The following is a 13,775-nucleotide window of genomic DNA, read 5'->3' as shown; positions in this document are numbered from 1 at the left end:
TTGCGTGATGAGTGCCGGGCTTCGCCGGGCCGTCGGCGCCGTCTGACGGCGCTTCCCGGAAACATCCAGCCCCTTATCAGTTCTTCCGGCGTTTCCTCCCTGCCGGCGGCGCCGGCCGCCTAGTCGAGTACCCTTTTCATGCGAGACATCGCCCAAAGCTCCCCCCCAGAGTTGTCCGACGCCGAGGTGGAAGCGCCGCGGCTGAACCGCCGCCAGGCCGCCAAGGTCCGCACCCGCCAGAAGGTGCTGGACGCCGCCCGCGCCCTGTTCGCGGAGCGTGGCTACGAGCCCGCCACCATCCGCGACATCGCCCGGGGCGCCGGCATGTCGACGGGCGCCGTGTTCGCCAACTTCCAGGACAAGGCCGAGCTGTTCGAGGCGGTCCTGACCGAGGATCTGGCCAGGCTCGCCGAGTCGCTGCGCTCGGCTTCCGCGGCCGAGACGACCGCTCGCGGCCGGGTCGTGGCCGCCCTGACCGCCGCCTACCACGGCTCGCTCGACCAGCTGCCGCTGGTGCAGGCGGTGGTCGCCCGCTCGTGGTTCCAGCCGGTGGCCGCCGAGATGCGCACCCGGGAGGCCGTCAAGCCGGTGGTCTCGGTCGTCACCGACGCGCTGCAGGGGGGCGTCCGCGGGGGCGAACTGCGCCAGGACGCCGACGTGCACCTGCTGTCGGAGCTGATCTACGGGGCCTTCCTGTCGAACTACCGCCGCGCCGCCTATGACGGCTGGAGCATGGAGCAGATGGTCGAGCAGCTCGGCCGACAGGTCGATGTGATCCTCGCCGGAGCCCTCGCCCGCCAGTAGGCGCGACGCCTTCAGGAACCTGCGAGGGCCGCGGCGATGCCGCGGCCCTCAGCTTTTCCAGCGCAGCACCGCCGGCTGCACCGGGTTGGCGAAGGGACGCCCCTCGCCGCGGCTTCGCTCCCATTCGCGCTTGAGCTGCTGGTACCACTTGGCCTGCCGGTCGGCGTCGTCGATCCAGATCAGCGCCGGATCGTAACGCAGCCCTTCGTTCTGCAGGTTCACCATGCCGCCGTCCTGCTTCAGGAAGGCGACCACGCCCAGCCGCAGGAAGGGCCTGGCCAGGGCGAACACCCAGTGATCGGACCAGAAGATCTGGGTGATGCGGGTCTTCGTTTCGGTGATCGGCGTGAGGCAGGTCAGGGCCAGCACCTGCCGTTCCCCGACCTGGATGTGCTCCCAGCGATAGCCGGGCAGGCGGAAGGTGATTTCCGTCGCCGGCGCCCCGCCGAGAATCCGGTACAGCCGGCTGTTGGACGAGGGGGCGTGGCGGACCATGGCGAAGCCGTGCTCGCGCGGCTCGAAGGCCTTGGCCTTCTCGTGCATCGAATGCTCCGAGCGCCACCACCACTGTTGATGCACGAACGGACCGTGGGCCGGATCCATCAGACCGATCACGGCGTGATCGATATGGCTGTCGAACTCCATCCACTCGACCAGCTTCGCGCCCCCGCCGACCACGCCGGGAAACTGCGGCGGCTCGTGGTCGGGCTCGCCGTCTCCGCGAGGGTCCGAGCCCATCCAGACGAAGACCAGTCCCTGGCTCTCCTGAACCGGATAGCGGCGGACGCGGATCCGGTCTGTCTCGAAGGCCTGGGACTCGACGAGCGACGGGATGGCGGCGCAGCCGCCGTCGGTGCGGAAGCGCCAGCCGTGATAGGGGCACTCGACCGTTTCGCCCTCGCCCTTGTCCACGATGCGTCCGGCGGACAGGGGGGCCGCCCGGTGCGGACAGATGTCGCGCAGGGCGAAGACCTCGCCGGCCCGGGTGCGGCCGAGCAGCACCGGTTCGCCCAGCAGCTCCTGACGCCGCAGGGAACCGGGCGCGACGTCGCGCGCCAGGGCGACGAAGTACCAGGCGTCGCGGAGGAAGCCCTTGCCGAAGGCGGCGGGCGGGGTGCGCGGCTCGCGGGGGGTGGCTACGGAGGCTGTGGCTGGCGGCGTCATGACTGCTATTCTACGCTCGCTCTCCGCGCCGCGACCAGCCGCCGGCTACGCTTGCGCGGAAAGAACTTTGTGATACAAAGTGCAGATCGCGCCGGCGACCGGCGCTCTACGGAGACCGTCCCGATGAACCTCCCCCTGCCGGCCGTTCTCGCCGCCGCCGTCCTCGCCGTCGCCGCGCCCGCGGCCGCCCAGGACCATGGCGCGCACGGCTCCGCCGCGACGCCCGCGGATCACGGCCACGCCCACGCCGCTTTCCGGTCCGGCCGCTTCCACGTCCGCGTCGACGGGCCGGAGCACCCGGTCGGCGACGTCATCCTGGTGCCCGGACTGACCTCCTCGCCGGAGATCTGGCAGGCCCTGACCGACACGCTGAAGGACCGGTACCGGGTCCACCGGGTGCATGTGCAGGGCTTCGCCGGCGCGCCGGCCATGGACAACGCCAGCGGCCCGGTCTCCGCGCCCGTCGCCGAGGACCTCGCCCGCTACATCGCCGAACAGGGACTGGAGAAGCCGGCCGTGATCGGCCACTCGATGGGCGGCACCATCGCCATGATGCTGGCGGCGCGCCACCCCGACAGCGTCGGCAAGCTGATGGTCGTCGACATGGTCCCCTTCATGGGCGCGATGTTCGGCGCGCCGGGCGCGACGGCGGAGAGCGTCACCCCGGTGGCGGACCAGATCTACGCCGGCATGTCGGGCGGCTCGCGCGAGGCCTACAACGCCCAGGCGACCGCCTCGATCAACAGCATGATCAACACCGAGAGCCTGCGGGCCGGGCCGATCCGCGACATGGAGGCCAGCGACCAGCAGGTGGCGGCCTCGGCCTTCCGCGAGCTGATCGTCACCGACCTCCGTCCGGAGCTGGCGCGCATCACCGCCCCGACCACCGTGCTGTACGTGAAGTTCAACGACCCCCGGATGACGCCGGAGATCACCGACGGCGTCTACCGCGCCTCCTTCGCGACCCTCCCGGGCGCCGAACTGAAGCGCATCGACGACAGCGCCCACTTCATCATGCTGGACCAGCCGGCCGTCTTCGCCGCCGAGGTGAACGCGTTTTTAGAATAGCGCCGCTTCGGGCCATCGTTTCGGCGGAAACGTCGCTCACGCTCCCGTGAGAGACGCGGGGGCGTTTCCGTCCGCAGCTTGACCGGCTAAGACCGCCGGACGGCTTGAAGAGGTTTCGATGGCGGGTTCCGGCTTCAACTTCGGTCGCGGCGCGGGCGGCGACGGGAAGGCGGCGCGCACGCCGCTCCAGCGCGTGCTCTACTGGGGCGCCGTGCTGGCGGTGTGGGGCCTGATCTTCCTCGTCGTCTTCTTTGCGGTGTTCGCGCGCGACCTGCCCGACACCTCGACCCTCTACAACGTCGACCGACAGCCCTCGATCACCTACCTGGACCGCAACGGGGCCCTGATCGCCGTGCGCGGCTCGCAGCAGGCCCCGCCGGCGGATCTCGAGGCGCTGCCCGACTATGTGCCGGCGGCCTTCATCGCCATCGAGGACCGGCGCTTCTACTACCATCCGGGCTTCGATCCGATCGGGATGAGCCGGGCCATCGCCGCCAACATGCGGGCGGGGCGGGTGGTGCAGGGCGGCTCGACCCTGACCCAGCAGCTGGCCAAGAACCTGTTCCTCAGCCCGGACCAGAACCTGAAGCGCAAGGTCCAGGAGCTGATGCTGGCCGTGTGGCTGGAGATGAAATTCTCCAAGGAGGAGATCCTCGCCCTCTATCTGAACCGGGTCTATTTCGGCGCCGGCGCCTACGGCATCGAGGCGGCGTCGCAGCGCTATTTCGACAAGGGCGCCAAGGACCTGACGGTGGGGGAGGCGGCCCTGCTGGCCGGCCTGCTCAAGGCGCCGTCCCGCTATTCCCCGGTGTCGGAGAGCGAGCGGGCCGCGGCCCGCGCCACCGTGGTGCTGGACGAAATGGTCGAGGCCGGGGTCATCACCCCGGAGCAGCGCGCCGAGGCGGTGACCGCGCCCGTGCGCGTCTCCCGCACCCTCGCCACCCAGCACGCCCAGTACTTCGTCGACTGGCTGGACAAGCAGATCCGCGAACTGGTCGGCGAGCCGACCGAGGACATGATCGTCGAGACGACGCTGGACCTCACCCTGCAGACCCAGGCCGAGCGGGCGGTGCGCCGCATCCTCGATCGCGACGAGTCGCGCGGGGTGCAGCAGGCGGCGCTGGTGGCGCTGGACGGCGAGGGCCGGGTGCGGGCGATGATCGGCGGCGCCTCCTATGCGGACAGCCAGTTCAACCGGGCGGTCGACGCCCGCCGGCAGGCCGGCTCGGCGTTCAAGCCGTTCGTCTACCTGACCGCCCTGGAGAGCGGCTACACGCCCGAGACGCGGGTCAACGACGCCCCGATCCGGATCGGCAACTGGTCGCCGCGCAACTACACCAACGACTTCCGCGGCGAGATGCCCCTGTCCCAGGCGGTGGCGCAGTCGATCAACACCGTCGCCGCCGGGCTGGCGGACCAGGTGGGACGCGACAACGTCGCCCGCACCGCGCGGCGGCTGGGCGTCACCAGTCGCATCGGCCTCGAGCCGGCCATGGCGCTGGGGGCGGTGGAGGTCTCTCCGCTGGAGATGGCGCAGGCCTATGACGCCTTCGCCAACGGCGGGAAGCGGGTGCAGGCGCACGGCATCACCCGCATCCGCACGCCCCAGGGGCGGGTGATCTACCAGCGCTCCAGCCGCGCCGGCTCCCCCGTGCAGGCGATCACCAACCCCTTCCTGTACTACCAGAACCAGATGCTGCGCGGCGTGATGACCTCGGGCACCGGCCGGTCTGCGGCCATCGCCGGGCGCGATCTCGCGGGCAAGACCGGCACCACCTCCGACTACAAGGACGCCTGGTTCGTCGGCTACACGGGCGGCTTCGTGACGGCGGTCTGGGTCGGCAAGGACGACAATACGCCGATGCGGGGCGTCACCGGCGGCTCGTCGCCGGCGGCGATCTGGAAGGCCTTCATGCAGGCCGCCCTGCCTCGCCTCGACGCGCCCGACATCCCGGCCGGCCCGCCGATGCCCGAGGGCTGGCGGCCGCCCGACCCGGTCGAGAACCTGCTCGGCCAGATCGGCGACCTGTTCGGCGACAGCCCGCCGGCCGAAGACGACTTCCCGCCGGCTGCGGGCGAGGCCCCCGATCGCGAGCCGGCGCCGCGGCGCGACGACACGCCGGTCGTGCGCCCCACCCAGCCGCAGCCGGAACAGCCGCGGCGCGACGAGCCCGGGCCTCGGCCGGAGCCGGCGCCGCCGGAAAGGAAGCCGGAGCCGCTGTTCTTCTAGCGGCCGACGGCGTGCAGGGCCGCGCCGTGCTCGCGCAGCCACTTCCGGAACGGCCGGTGGTCGCCGACGAGACCCTGCACCACCGACCAGTAGGCGGGGCTGTGGTCGGCATGGACGAGATGGGCGACCTCGTGCGCGGCCAGGTAGTCGGCCACCGCGGGCGGGGCCATGATCACCCGCCAGCTGTAGCGGATGGTGCGGTTGTGCGGGCTGCACGAGCCCCAGCGCGACCGGGCGTCGGTGATCGAGACCCGCACCGGCCGCTGGCCGAGGGCGCGCAGGTGGTGCTCCGTCCGCTCGACCAGCACCTGCCGCGCCAGCCGCTTCAGCAGGTTCTCGACACGCCGGGCGAAGGCCTCGCCCTCGCCGCCGGACAGGATCGCCGGTCCGTCCGCCGCCTCGACCAGCCGCGCCGCCCCCGCGCCGCCGGTGGCTTCAAGGCGTGTGCGGCGCCCGAACAGCAGCAGTTCGCCGCCGGGGGCGAGCGGGGTCCCGTCGGGCCGCGCCGCGAGCCGGTCGCGCATCCAGCCGGTCTTGCCGCGGGCGAAGGCCACGACCTCGCCCAGCTTGCGTTCGCTGGGGGCCACCAGCACGGCTTCTCCCGCCCGGCCGTCGATGCGGATCGACAGCCGCCGGGCGCGGGGATTGACCGACAGCCGGGCCGGGACGCCCAGCGTCTCAGGCGGCAGCCGCTGGCCGTTCCGGTACACTGAGCGCCTCGTTGCGGGCGATGAAGTCGCGGGTCCGCGGATAGATCTCGTCCCGGAAGCGGCGGCCGTTGAACACCCCGTAGTGGCCGACGTCGGGCTGGACCCAGAGGACCCGGCGATCGTCGGGGATGTTCGGGCACAGGGCGTGCGCCGCCTGGGTCTGGCCGACGCCGGAGATGTCGTCCTTCTCGCCCTCGACCGTCATCAGCCCGATGTCGGTGACCTTCGTCAGGTCCACCCTGCGGCCGCGGTGCTCCAGCAGGCCGCGCGGCAGCAGGTGCTGCTGGAACACGATGTCGATGGTCTGGAGGTAGAATTCCTCGGTCAGGTCCAGCACCGAAAGGTACTCGTTGTAGAAGGCCTCGTGCTTCTCGACCCCGTCGCCGTCGCCGTTGACGAGGTGCTGGAAGTACTCGCGGTGCGCGTCGACGTGGCGCTCCTCGTTCATCGACATGAAGCTGTAGAGCTGCACGAAGCCCGGGTAGACCCGCCGGCCGAAGCCCGGATAGGGCCAGGGCACGGTGTGGATCATGTTCGACCGGAACCAGGTGAACGGCTTCTCCTCGGCCAGGCCGTTGATCTCCGTCGGCGACAGGCAGGCGTCGATCGGCGAGCCCATGAAGGTCATCGAGGCGGGGCGGTTCGGGTCGCCGTCCTCGGCCATCAGGGCGCAGGCGGCCAGCACCGGCGGCCCCGGCTGGCAGACCCCGACGACGTGGGCGCGCGGCCCGATCTGGGCCAGCATCGTGCGCACGTGGTCGATGTAGTCGAAGAAGTCGAAGCGGCCCTCCAGCATGGGCACCTGCCGGGCGTTGGCCCAGTCGGTGACGTACACGTCGTGGTCCTGCAGGAAGGTCTCGACCGTGCCGCGCAGCAGGGTGGCGTAGTGGCCCGACAGCGGCGCGACGATCAGCACCGCCGGGGCCACGGTCGGCTTGCCCGCCCGCTTCAGGTCGCCGAGGTGGCGGGCGAAACGCACCAGACGGCACCAGGGCGAGGACCAGATGACCTGTTCGCTGGTGCGCACCTTGCGGCCGTCGATCTCCACCGTCTCAAGCCCCCACGCCGGCTTGCCGTAGCGGCGGGTGACGCTCTCGAACAGCTCGGCCGAGGCGAAGGCGGTGCGGCCCAGCGCGGTCTCGGCGGCCGGATTGAACGGATGGGTCCAGAAGTCGCGGGCCCACTGGGCCCCGATCCGGAAGGGAGCCGCCGAGGCGTAGGCGAGCTCGTGAAGGGTATAAAGCATGCGTGTCCTGGAACGGCCCCCGCCGTATGCGGCAGGGCAGCATACAACGCGCCGCGCTGCAAAAAGATTATCAGCGCGGGCGGACCGCGGCGGGTCAGCCGCGCGCCATCACCCGCTCGATCACCTGCGCCGCCCGCTCAGGCCCGAGATCATGGGCCAGCGGCGTCCGGAACTCGCCGTCGGGCCCCATCAGGTAGATCGTCAGCCCGTGGTTCATCGTATAGTTCTCGCCCTCGCCGACCTTGCGGTAGGGCGCCTTGTAGCGGCGGGCGACGTCGGCGATCTGCTGCGGCGTGCCGGTCAGGCCGATCACGCCCTCCGGAAAGCCCTCCGAGGACAGGTAGTCCTTCAGCGCCTGCGGCGAGTCCCGCTCCGGATCCACGGTGATGAAGACGATCTGCACGTCGTCGGCGCGGTCGCCCAGCCGCTGCAGGGTGGCGTCGAGCATGGTCAGGGTGGTGGGGCAGTAGTCCGGGCAGTAGGTGAAGCCGAAGAAGACCAGCGACCACCGGCCCTCGAGCAGGGACTGGTCGACGGTCCGGCCGTCCTGGTCGACGAGCCGGAACGGCCCGCCGACCTGCGGTTGGCCCGTAGCCGCGACGTCGCGGCTGGCGCCCAGGGGGTCGGGGGCGGGCCCGGCGCGCTGAACGACCACGATGGTGACGATGGCCAGCGCCGCCGCGATGGCGATGCAGGCGCCGGCGAACAGCAGGATGGAGCGACGCGGCATCATGAACCTCTGGCAGGAGTCCCCCGGCGGACGAAGCCGTCTATAGAAGAGCCGTGAACCCTGCTGAAGATCATCCGTCGCCGCAGGCCGCAGGCGCCTCCGAAGCCGGGCGTTTCGCCGGTTGGCGGAATCTGCCGCGCCGCAGCCGCGGCCTCTCTCTGCGGACCCTGGTCATCCTGCGCTGGATGGCGATCGTCGGGCAGAGCGCCACCGTTCTGGTCGCCACGGCCTTGTTCCACTTCGACCTGCCGCTGTGGGGCTGCCTCGCCGTCATCGCCGCCAGCGTGGCGATGAACCTGAACGCCACCGCGCGGCTGCGGCGCACGGAGGGGGCCAACGCCGACGGCACGCTCACCGCCGCCCACCTCGGCTTTGACATCCTGCAGCTGTCGATGCTGCTGGCCCTCACGGGCGGTCTGCAGAACCCGTTCTGCCTGCTGCTCGTGGCGCCCGTCACCGTGGCGGCGGCCTCGCTGCCGGCCCGGCAGGCGGTGCTGATGGGGCTGATGGTCCTGGCGGCCACCGTGTGCCTGTTCTTCTTCGCCCTGCCCCTGCCCTGGCAGGCGGGCACCGAGATCGACCTGCCGCCGCTGTACCGGTTCGGCGTCGGACTGGCGCTGACCACCGGGGTGGTCTTCACCGCCGCCTACGCCTGGCGGGTCGCCGCCGACGCCGAAAAGCTGGAGCTGGCGCTCGCCACGACCCAGGACGTGCTGCAGCGCGAGCAGAGGATGGCGGCGCTGGGCGGCCTCGCGGCGGCGGCGGCGCACGAACTGGGCACGCCCCTGGCCACGATCCAGGTGGTGGCCCGCGAACTGCTGCGCGAGTCCGCCGGCAACGCGGCGGCGGCCGAGGACGCCGGCCTGATCCTGCAGCAGGCCGAACGCTGCCGCGACATCCTCAAGCGGCTGTCGCAGCGGCCGGATGAAGGCGGGATCGCCTTCGCCGAGGTGGGACTGAAGGCCCTGCTGGAGGAGGTCGTCGAGCCGCATCGCGGCTTCGACCTGTCATTCGAGGTGTCGGTCCGCACCGCCTCCGGCGAGCCGGAGCCGCGCGTGCGCCGCCTGCCCGAGGTGATCCACGGCCTCTCCACCCTGGTGGAGAACGCCGCCGACTTCGCCACCAGCCGGGTGCGCGTGCGCGGGCTGGTCGACGCCGGCTTCATCGACGTGGAGGTGGTCGACGACGGGCCGGGGTTCCCCGCCGACATCCTGCCGCGGCTGGGCGAGCCCTATGTGACCAGCCGGCCGCAGGGGAAGGCGCGACGGGCGCTGGCGGCCCAGATCGCCGCCTCCGTCGCCGCGGCGGCTCCGGGGCGCAAGGGCCGCAAGCCGCCGGCCCCCGAGCCCGAGGCGATCGCCCCCAGCCAGGGCGGCATGGGGCTCGGCTTCTTCATCGCCCGCACGCTTCTGGAGCGGACCGGCGGCCGCGTCAGCGTCGGGTCCGGCGAGGGCCGGCGCGGCCAGCCGAAGGGCGCGAAGGTCTCGGTGCGGTGGGCCCGGCCGGCGCTGGAGGCCCCGGCCGCGACGCCGGACCGCACGGCCGAGGCTTGACGCCGGCGGGCGGGACCCCGACTTGAGCGAACGGAGGAACGTGATGACCGATACCGAAGCCCAGATCGCCGCGCTCGAGGACAGGTCCCTGTTGTTGCTCGACGACGACAACGCCCTGCGCACCCGCATGGGACGCGCGCTGGAGAGTCGCGGGTTCCAGGTCACCACCGCCGCCTCTGTGGCGGAGGCGAACGAGGCCCTCAGGACCTCGGCCCCCGCCTTCGCCGTTCTGGACATGCGTCTGGAGGACGGCAACGGCCTCAAGGTCGTCGAGGCGATCCGCGACCGCCGCGAGGACGCCCGCATCGTCATGCTCACCGGCTACGGCGCCATCGCCACGGCGGTGGCCGCGGTGAAGGCCGGGGCCGTGGACTACCTGCAGAAGCCGGCCGACGCCGACGACGTGGTCAAGGCCCTGCTGGCCACGGGCGAGGCCCCCGAGCCGCCCGCCAATCCGATGAGCGCCGACCGGGTGCGCTGGGAGCACATCCAGCGGGTCTACGAGCTGTGCGACCACAACGTCTCCGAGACGGCGCGCCGCCTGGGCATGCACCGCCGGACCCTGCAGCGCATCCTCGCCAAGCGCGCGCCGCGCTGACGCTCGCGCTCGTTCGCGAAGCGCGAACGGACAGGGCGCTCCGTTCGCGCACGCGGCGCGTCGGTTCCTGAAAGCCGGGTGGCGGCGCCGCGCCGGGCTCGCCAGCGTCCGGTCGTCGGAGGCCCGCGGTCGGGCCTCGCCGGAGGAACCGAGATGATCCGCATCGTCTGCGCCGCCGCGGCGGCCCTGACCCTTTTCGCCCCGCCCGCCGTCGCCCGGAACGGCGGACATGCCGCCACCCTGACCTTCGAGACCGGCGCTTCGAGCGGGCGGGTGCTGGTCGCCCTTTACGACTCCGAGGCGGCCTGGCGGGCCGGGCGGCCGGTCGCCCGCGCGGCGCTCGACGCCACCGCGCCGGTCGTGGCCGTGTTTCGCGATCTGCCGGCCGGCGACTATGCGGTGAAGGCCTTCCACGACATCGACGGCGACGGGGAGATGGACGTCAACCCGTTCGGCATGCCGGTCGAGCCGTACGCCTTCTCCAACAATGCGGTGGGGAATATGGGCCCCGCGGGCTGGGACCAGGCCCGCTTCGCCGTCTCGGGCGACGTCGCCCAGACCATCCGCATCCGCTGAGGGAGGGGACGATGCAGGCCTCCCGCCGCGCCTTCCTGACCGGCGCCGCCGCCCTCTCGGCCGCGGTGCTGACTCCCGAGACCGTCCGGGCCATGGCCGCCATGCAGGCCGCTGCCGACTGGTCGCTCGCCACCGCCGACCTCGAGGCCGACGCGCCGCGGCGGGCGATGCGCCTCGTCCACGGCCGGGCGCCGGTCGGGTTCGAGGGGACGCTGTTCCGCAACGGGCCGGGCAAGTTCCGGCGTCCGGGCGGAAGCGCCACCCACTGGTTCGATGGCGACGGACTGATGCGCGCCTTCCGCGTCCGCGACGGCGCCGCGACCCTTGAGGCCCGGTTCGCCGACACGCCGAAGCGTCGTCTCGAGACAGAGCTCGACGCGGTGGTCACGCCCGGCTTCGGCACGCCGGGCGACCCCCGCGCCCGGATCGGTTCGAACGACGACGCCAGTTCGGCCAACACCGCCGTGATGGTCGCCGGCGACGCGGTCTGGGCGCTGTGGGAGGGCGGGTCGCCGCTCGCCATGGACGCCGCCGACCTGTCGACCCGCGGCTTCGTCGCCCTGCGCGCCGACCTGAAGGGCATGCCGTTCCAGGCCCACCCCCGCTTCGATCCGGACGGCGCGATCTGGAACATCGGCCTGTGGGGAGACCGGATGGTCGTCTGGCGGCTGAACCCGGATCGCAGCCTGCACACGGCGGAGGTCGTCGGGCTGCCGCGGGCCAGCTACATGCACGACTTCACCGCCACCGCGCGCCATCTGGTGATCGTGCTGCAGCCGTGGGTGTTCGAGCGCCGCACCCTGCCGTTCGCGGCGCAGTTCGGGTGGAAACCCGAGCTGGGCACGCAGGTGCTGGTTCTCGACAAGACGGACCTGTCGCGGACCCGCCTCTTCGAGCTGCCGGCGTTCAGCTACTTCCACCTCGGCGACGCCTGGGAGGAGGCGGACGGGACGATCCGCTTCGACGTGGCGGCCGGTCGGGACGTCGCCTTCGCAGTCGAGGGGGCCAGGGTGCTGGTGGAGGGCCGCGGCAGCGTGCCGGGCGAGCCGCAGCAGCTGAGTCTCGTCACCCTGCACGCCGACGGCCGCGCCGACATGATCTCGTCCGGGGTCACGGGAGAATTCCCGAAGAGCGATCCGCGTCGGGCGGGCGTGCGGCGCCGCTACACCTCCCATGTCGCGGGCGAAACGGGCGGGCGCCCCCTGCCCTCCGGACTGGCCGTGCACGACTGGGAGACGGGACGGTCGAGCGGCTTCGACTTCGGCGAGGCCATGATCGTCGAGGAGCCGGTGTGGGTTCCCCGGCCCGGCCGCAGCGGCGAGGCGGAGGCCTGGCTGGTGGCGCCTTCGATCAACCTCGCGCGCGGGGTGACCGAGCTGCACGTCTTCGATGTCGGCGACGTCGCGAGCGGGCCGCTGTGCAGCTGGCGGGCGGACTTCGCCCTTCCGGCGGGATTCCACGGAGCCTGGGCCGGCTAGTACCAGCCGGCCGCGCGGAGGGCGCGGGCGTAGCGGCGGCTGACCGGCGCTTCCAGCCCGCCCTCAAGCGTGAGGGTCGCCCGGCCTTCGCGCCGGCGCACGTCGCGAACGGCGTCACGGGCGACCCACCAGCTGCGGTGGGTCTGCGCCCCTTCCAGACCTTCGAGCTCGGCCAGGGCGTCGGACAGCCGCATCAGGATCAGGTCCGAGCCGCGATCCGTGTGGATGCGCAGGTAGTGGTCCTCCGACTGGACGGCGCGGATCGCGGCGCCGCGCAGACGCGGGGGCAGGCGGTCGGGGAACCGCGACGGAGCGGCTCCCGCCGGGGCGGCGTGGGTCTGCACGGGCGCCCGACCCAGGAAGATGTTGAGGGTGGAGAGCACCCCTGTGACCAGCGTCACCGGCCCCAGGAAGTCCGGCAGGCGCGACCAGTCGAGCGCACGATCATCGTCGAAGAAGCGGCCGGTCGCCGCCCAGACCATGACCGACAGCGGACCGGAGATGACCGCCGTCAGCGCCAGGGCCGACAGCCACGGTCGCCGGTCGAAGTCCACGAAGCGTTCCACCAGGCGGGAGCAGGCGTGCCCCCAGAGGGCGCCGATCGCCATCATCGAGGCCCAGTAGGTCAGGCGGACGCCGAGCGGGACCTCGTCCATGCCGAAGGCGCCCGTCAGCGCCAGCACCGCCCCTCCCGCCAGCGAGATCATCAGACCGCGGGCATGGGCGCGGTCCACGGTCAGCCGGATGGGCTCTGCCCGGGTCGCCGCCTCGCTCATCCGGCCGCCGGCTCCGTCGCGCCGCCGCATACGGCGCGGAAGCCCGCCGAGGCGAACCGCACCATGTAGTCGCAGGCGCTTTCGAGATCGCCCGAGCGGCACAGGCCGCCGGAGAGGCGGTCCAGCCGTCCGGTCTCGCCCAGCGTCAGGGTGAGCGCGCCTGAAAGATTGTGCCAGGCCCAGTAGAGGTCGACCTCCCGCGCCTCCGGCAGGATCTGCCGGATCAGCTCGATCAGCCTCCGGATCGCCGGGTCGAAATACCGGGCCATGGTTTCGCCGCCGAACGCCGGGTTGGCGTTGGTCTGGGCGACCAGGGCGGCGTAGTGCTTCCAGCCCGGCCCGCCCTTCAGCGACCATTGGAACGGCGGCCGCAGGAAGGCCTCCAGCAGCCCCTCCAGGGTCATGCCGCCCGGGCCCGCCTCGCGGGCGTAGCGGTTGATGGCCTCCACCCGTTCGTTGTTCCAGACCTCCGCCCGCCGCAGGAAGACGGCGTCGAACAGGTCGCGCTTGGCCCCGAAGTAGTAGTGCACCAGGGCCGTATCGACGCCGGCCTCCCGGGCGACCTCGCGGATCGTCACGCCGTAGAAGCCGTGCTTGGAGAACAGGTCCTCGGCGGCGTCGAGGATCGACTCGCGGGTGTCCGAGGCCCCCGCCGCGGCGGCCTTCGGCGGTCGGCCGCGGCGGGCGGACCGCGGGGCGAGGGGGGAAGGCGGCGCGTCCAGTCGGGTCATGGGCGAACGCTAGGCCGGTCCGCCCCGCCTGTGCAACGGCGCCACAGATCGCCGCTCGACGTGAAGCCCGCAAGCGCGGCCGTTTGACAGCCGCCCGAAAACGATTACCGT

General features: G+C 72.2%; 13 protein-coding genes. 7 read left to right on the top strand and 6 right to left on the bottom strand.

Annotated elements, in window-relative coordinates; genetic code table 11:
• The first annotated feature begins 171 nt into the window (after positions 1-171).
• On the top strand, positions 172-804 hold the full coding sequence (locus tag H2038_RS03895; RefSeq protein ID WP_292109351.1) for a TetR/AcrR family transcriptional regulator: 633 nt from the start codon (positions 172-174) through the stop codon (positions 802-804).
• 48 nt (positions 805-852) lie between these two features.
• On the opposite strand, the gene H2038_RS03890 is transcribed toward H2038_RS03895, so the two are convergent.
• Positions 853-1,968, bottom strand: a complete 1,116-nt coding sequence (locus H2038_RS03890) for an aromatic ring-hydroxylating dioxygenase subunit alpha (protein ID WP_292109349.1) — start codon at positions 1,966-1,968, stop codon at positions 853-855.
• 123 nt (positions 1,969-2,091) lie between these two features.
• On the opposite strand from H2038_RS03890, the gene H2038_RS03885 reads away from it, so the two are divergent.
• Complete coding sequence (locus tag H2038_RS03885) at positions 2,092-3,036, top strand: alpha/beta hydrolase (RefSeq protein WP_292109347.1); 945 nt, start codon at positions 2,092-2,094, stop codon at positions 3,034-3,036.
• Between the two features lie 118 nt (positions 3,037-3,154).
• Positions 3,155-5,266, top strand: a complete 2,112-nt coding sequence (locus tag H2038_RS03880) for a transglycosylase domain-containing protein (RefSeq protein WP_292109345.1) — start codon at positions 3,155-3,157, stop codon at positions 5,264-5,266.
• Here H2038_RS03880 and H2038_RS03875 read toward each other — a convergent pair.
• The 3 genes from H2038_RS03875 to H2038_RS03865 form a co-directional block, all read right to left on the bottom strand.
• Positions 5,263-5,976, bottom strand: coding sequence for a SprT family zinc-dependent metalloprotease (locus H2038_RS03875; RefSeq protein ID WP_292109343.1), 714 nt, complete (start codon positions 5,974-5,976; stop codon positions 5,263-5,265). The two genes, H2038_RS03880 and H2038_RS03875, sit on opposite strands and share 4 nt — an antisense overlap.
• Positions 5,945-7,222: a polyhydroxyalkanoate depolymerase gene (gene phaZ / locus H2038_RS03870; RefSeq protein ID WP_292109341.1), complete on the bottom strand. Its 1,278-nt coding sequence runs from the start codon at positions 7,220-7,222 to the stop codon at positions 5,945-5,947. Before phaZ ends, H2038_RS03875 begins: the two co-directional genes overlap by 32 nt.
• Positions 7,223-7,316: 94 nt before the next feature.
• Positions 7,317-7,952: an SCO family protein gene (locus H2038_RS03865; RefSeq protein ID WP_292109339.1), complete on the bottom strand. Its 636-nt coding sequence runs from the start codon at positions 7,950-7,952 to the stop codon at positions 7,317-7,319.
• Between the two features lie 53 nt (positions 7,953-8,005).
• On the opposite strand from H2038_RS03865, the gene H2038_RS03860 reads away from it, so the two are divergent.
• From H2038_RS03860 to H2038_RS03845, 4 genes are all read left to right on the top strand, one after another.
• The gene (locus tag H2038_RS03860; protein WP_292109337.1) at positions 8,006-9,505 is read left to right on the top strand and encodes an ActS/PrrB/RegB family redox-sensitive histidine kinase; all 1,500 of its coding nucleotides are present in this window, start codon (positions 8,006-8,008) and stop codon (positions 9,503-9,505) included.
• A gap of 43 nt (positions 9,506-9,548) precedes the next feature.
• Positions 9,549-10,103 carry an ActR/PrrA/RegA family redox response regulator transcription factor gene (locus tag H2038_RS03855; protein WP_292109335.1) on the top strand — a complete coding sequence of 185 codons (555 nt, stop codon included), beginning with the start codon at positions 9,549-9,551 and terminating at the stop codon, positions 10,101-10,103.
• Between the two features lie 153 nt (positions 10,104-10,256).
• On the top strand, positions 10,257-10,679 hold the full coding sequence (locus tag H2038_RS03850) for a DUF2141 domain-containing protein (RefSeq protein WP_292109333.1): 423 nt from the start codon (positions 10,257-10,259) through the stop codon (positions 10,677-10,679).
• 11 nt (positions 10,680-10,690) lie between these two features.
• A complete protein-coding gene (locus tag H2038_RS03845) occupies positions 10,691-12,157 on the top strand; it encodes a carotenoid oxygenase family protein (protein ID WP_292109331.1) in 1,467 nt (488 codons plus the stop codon).
• On the opposite strand, the gene H2038_RS03840 is transcribed toward H2038_RS03845, so the two are convergent.
• Together H2038_RS03840 and H2038_RS03835 are read right to left on the bottom strand one after the other, a co-directional pair.
• Positions 12,154-12,933, bottom strand: a complete 780-nt coding sequence (locus H2038_RS03840; RefSeq protein ID WP_292109329.1) for a LytTR family DNA-binding domain-containing protein — start codon at positions 12,931-12,933, stop codon at positions 12,154-12,156. The genes H2038_RS03845 and H2038_RS03840 overlap by 4 nt on opposite strands.
• Complete coding sequence (locus H2038_RS03835; RefSeq protein ID WP_292109327.1) at positions 12,930-13,664, bottom strand: TetR/AcrR family transcriptional regulator; 735 nt, start codon at positions 13,662-13,664, stop codon at positions 12,930-12,932. The genes H2038_RS03840 and H2038_RS03835 overlap by 4 nt, the downstream gene beginning before the upstream one ends.
• Positions 13,665-13,775: the final 111 nt, after the last annotated feature.

The sequence above is a fragment of the Brevundimonas sp. genome, assembly GCF_013912005.1.
In the GTDB taxonomy this organism is placed as follows: Bacteria; Pseudomonadota; Alphaproteobacteria; order Caulobacterales; family Caulobacteraceae; genus Brevundimonas.
Note: the sequence above shows the minus strand (reverse complement) of the source record. Positions and strands in the feature narration are given on the sequence as shown.

Bases quoted from the DNA above. Each gene is read 5' to 3' on its own strand.
- H2038_RS03890 (WP_292109349.1), bottom strand. From the start codon at position 1,968: ATGACGCCGCCAGCCACAGCCTCCGTAGCCACCCCCCGCGAGCCGCGC.
- H2038_RS03885 (WP_292109347.1), top strand. From the start codon at position 2,092: ATGAACCTCCCCCTGCCGGCCGTTCTCGCCGCCGCCGTCCTCGCCGTC.
- H2038_RS03880 (WP_292109345.1), top strand. From the start codon at position 3,155: ATGGCGGGTTCCGGCTTCAACTTCGGTCGCGGCGCGGGCGGCGACGGG.
- phaZ (WP_292109341.1), bottom strand. From the start codon at position 7,222: ATGCTTTATACCCTTCACGAGCTCGCCTACGCCTCGGCGGCTCCCTTC.
- H2038_RS03865 (WP_292109339.1), bottom strand. From the start codon at position 7,952: ATGCCGCGTCGCTCCATCCTGCTGTTCGCCGGCGCCTGCATCGCCATC.
- H2038_RS03855 (WP_292109335.1), top strand. From the start codon at position 9,549: ATGACCGATACCGAAGCCCAGATCGCCGCGCTCGAGGACAGGTCCCTG.
- H2038_RS03850 (WP_292109333.1), top strand. From the start codon at position 10,257: ATGATCCGCATCGTCTGCGCCGCCGCGGCGGCCCTGACCCTTTTCGCC.
- H2038_RS03845 (WP_292109331.1), top strand. From the start codon at position 10,691: ATGCAGGCCTCCCGCCGCGCCTTCCTGACCGGCGCCGCCGCCCTCTCG.
- H2038_RS03840 (WP_292109329.1), bottom strand. From the start codon at position 12,933: ATGAGCGAGGCGGCGACCCGGGCAGAGCCCATCCGGCTGACCGTGGAC.
- H2038_RS03835 (WP_292109327.1), bottom strand. From the start codon at position 13,664: ATGACCCGACTGGACGCGCCGCCTTCCCCCCTCGCCCCGCGGTCCGCC.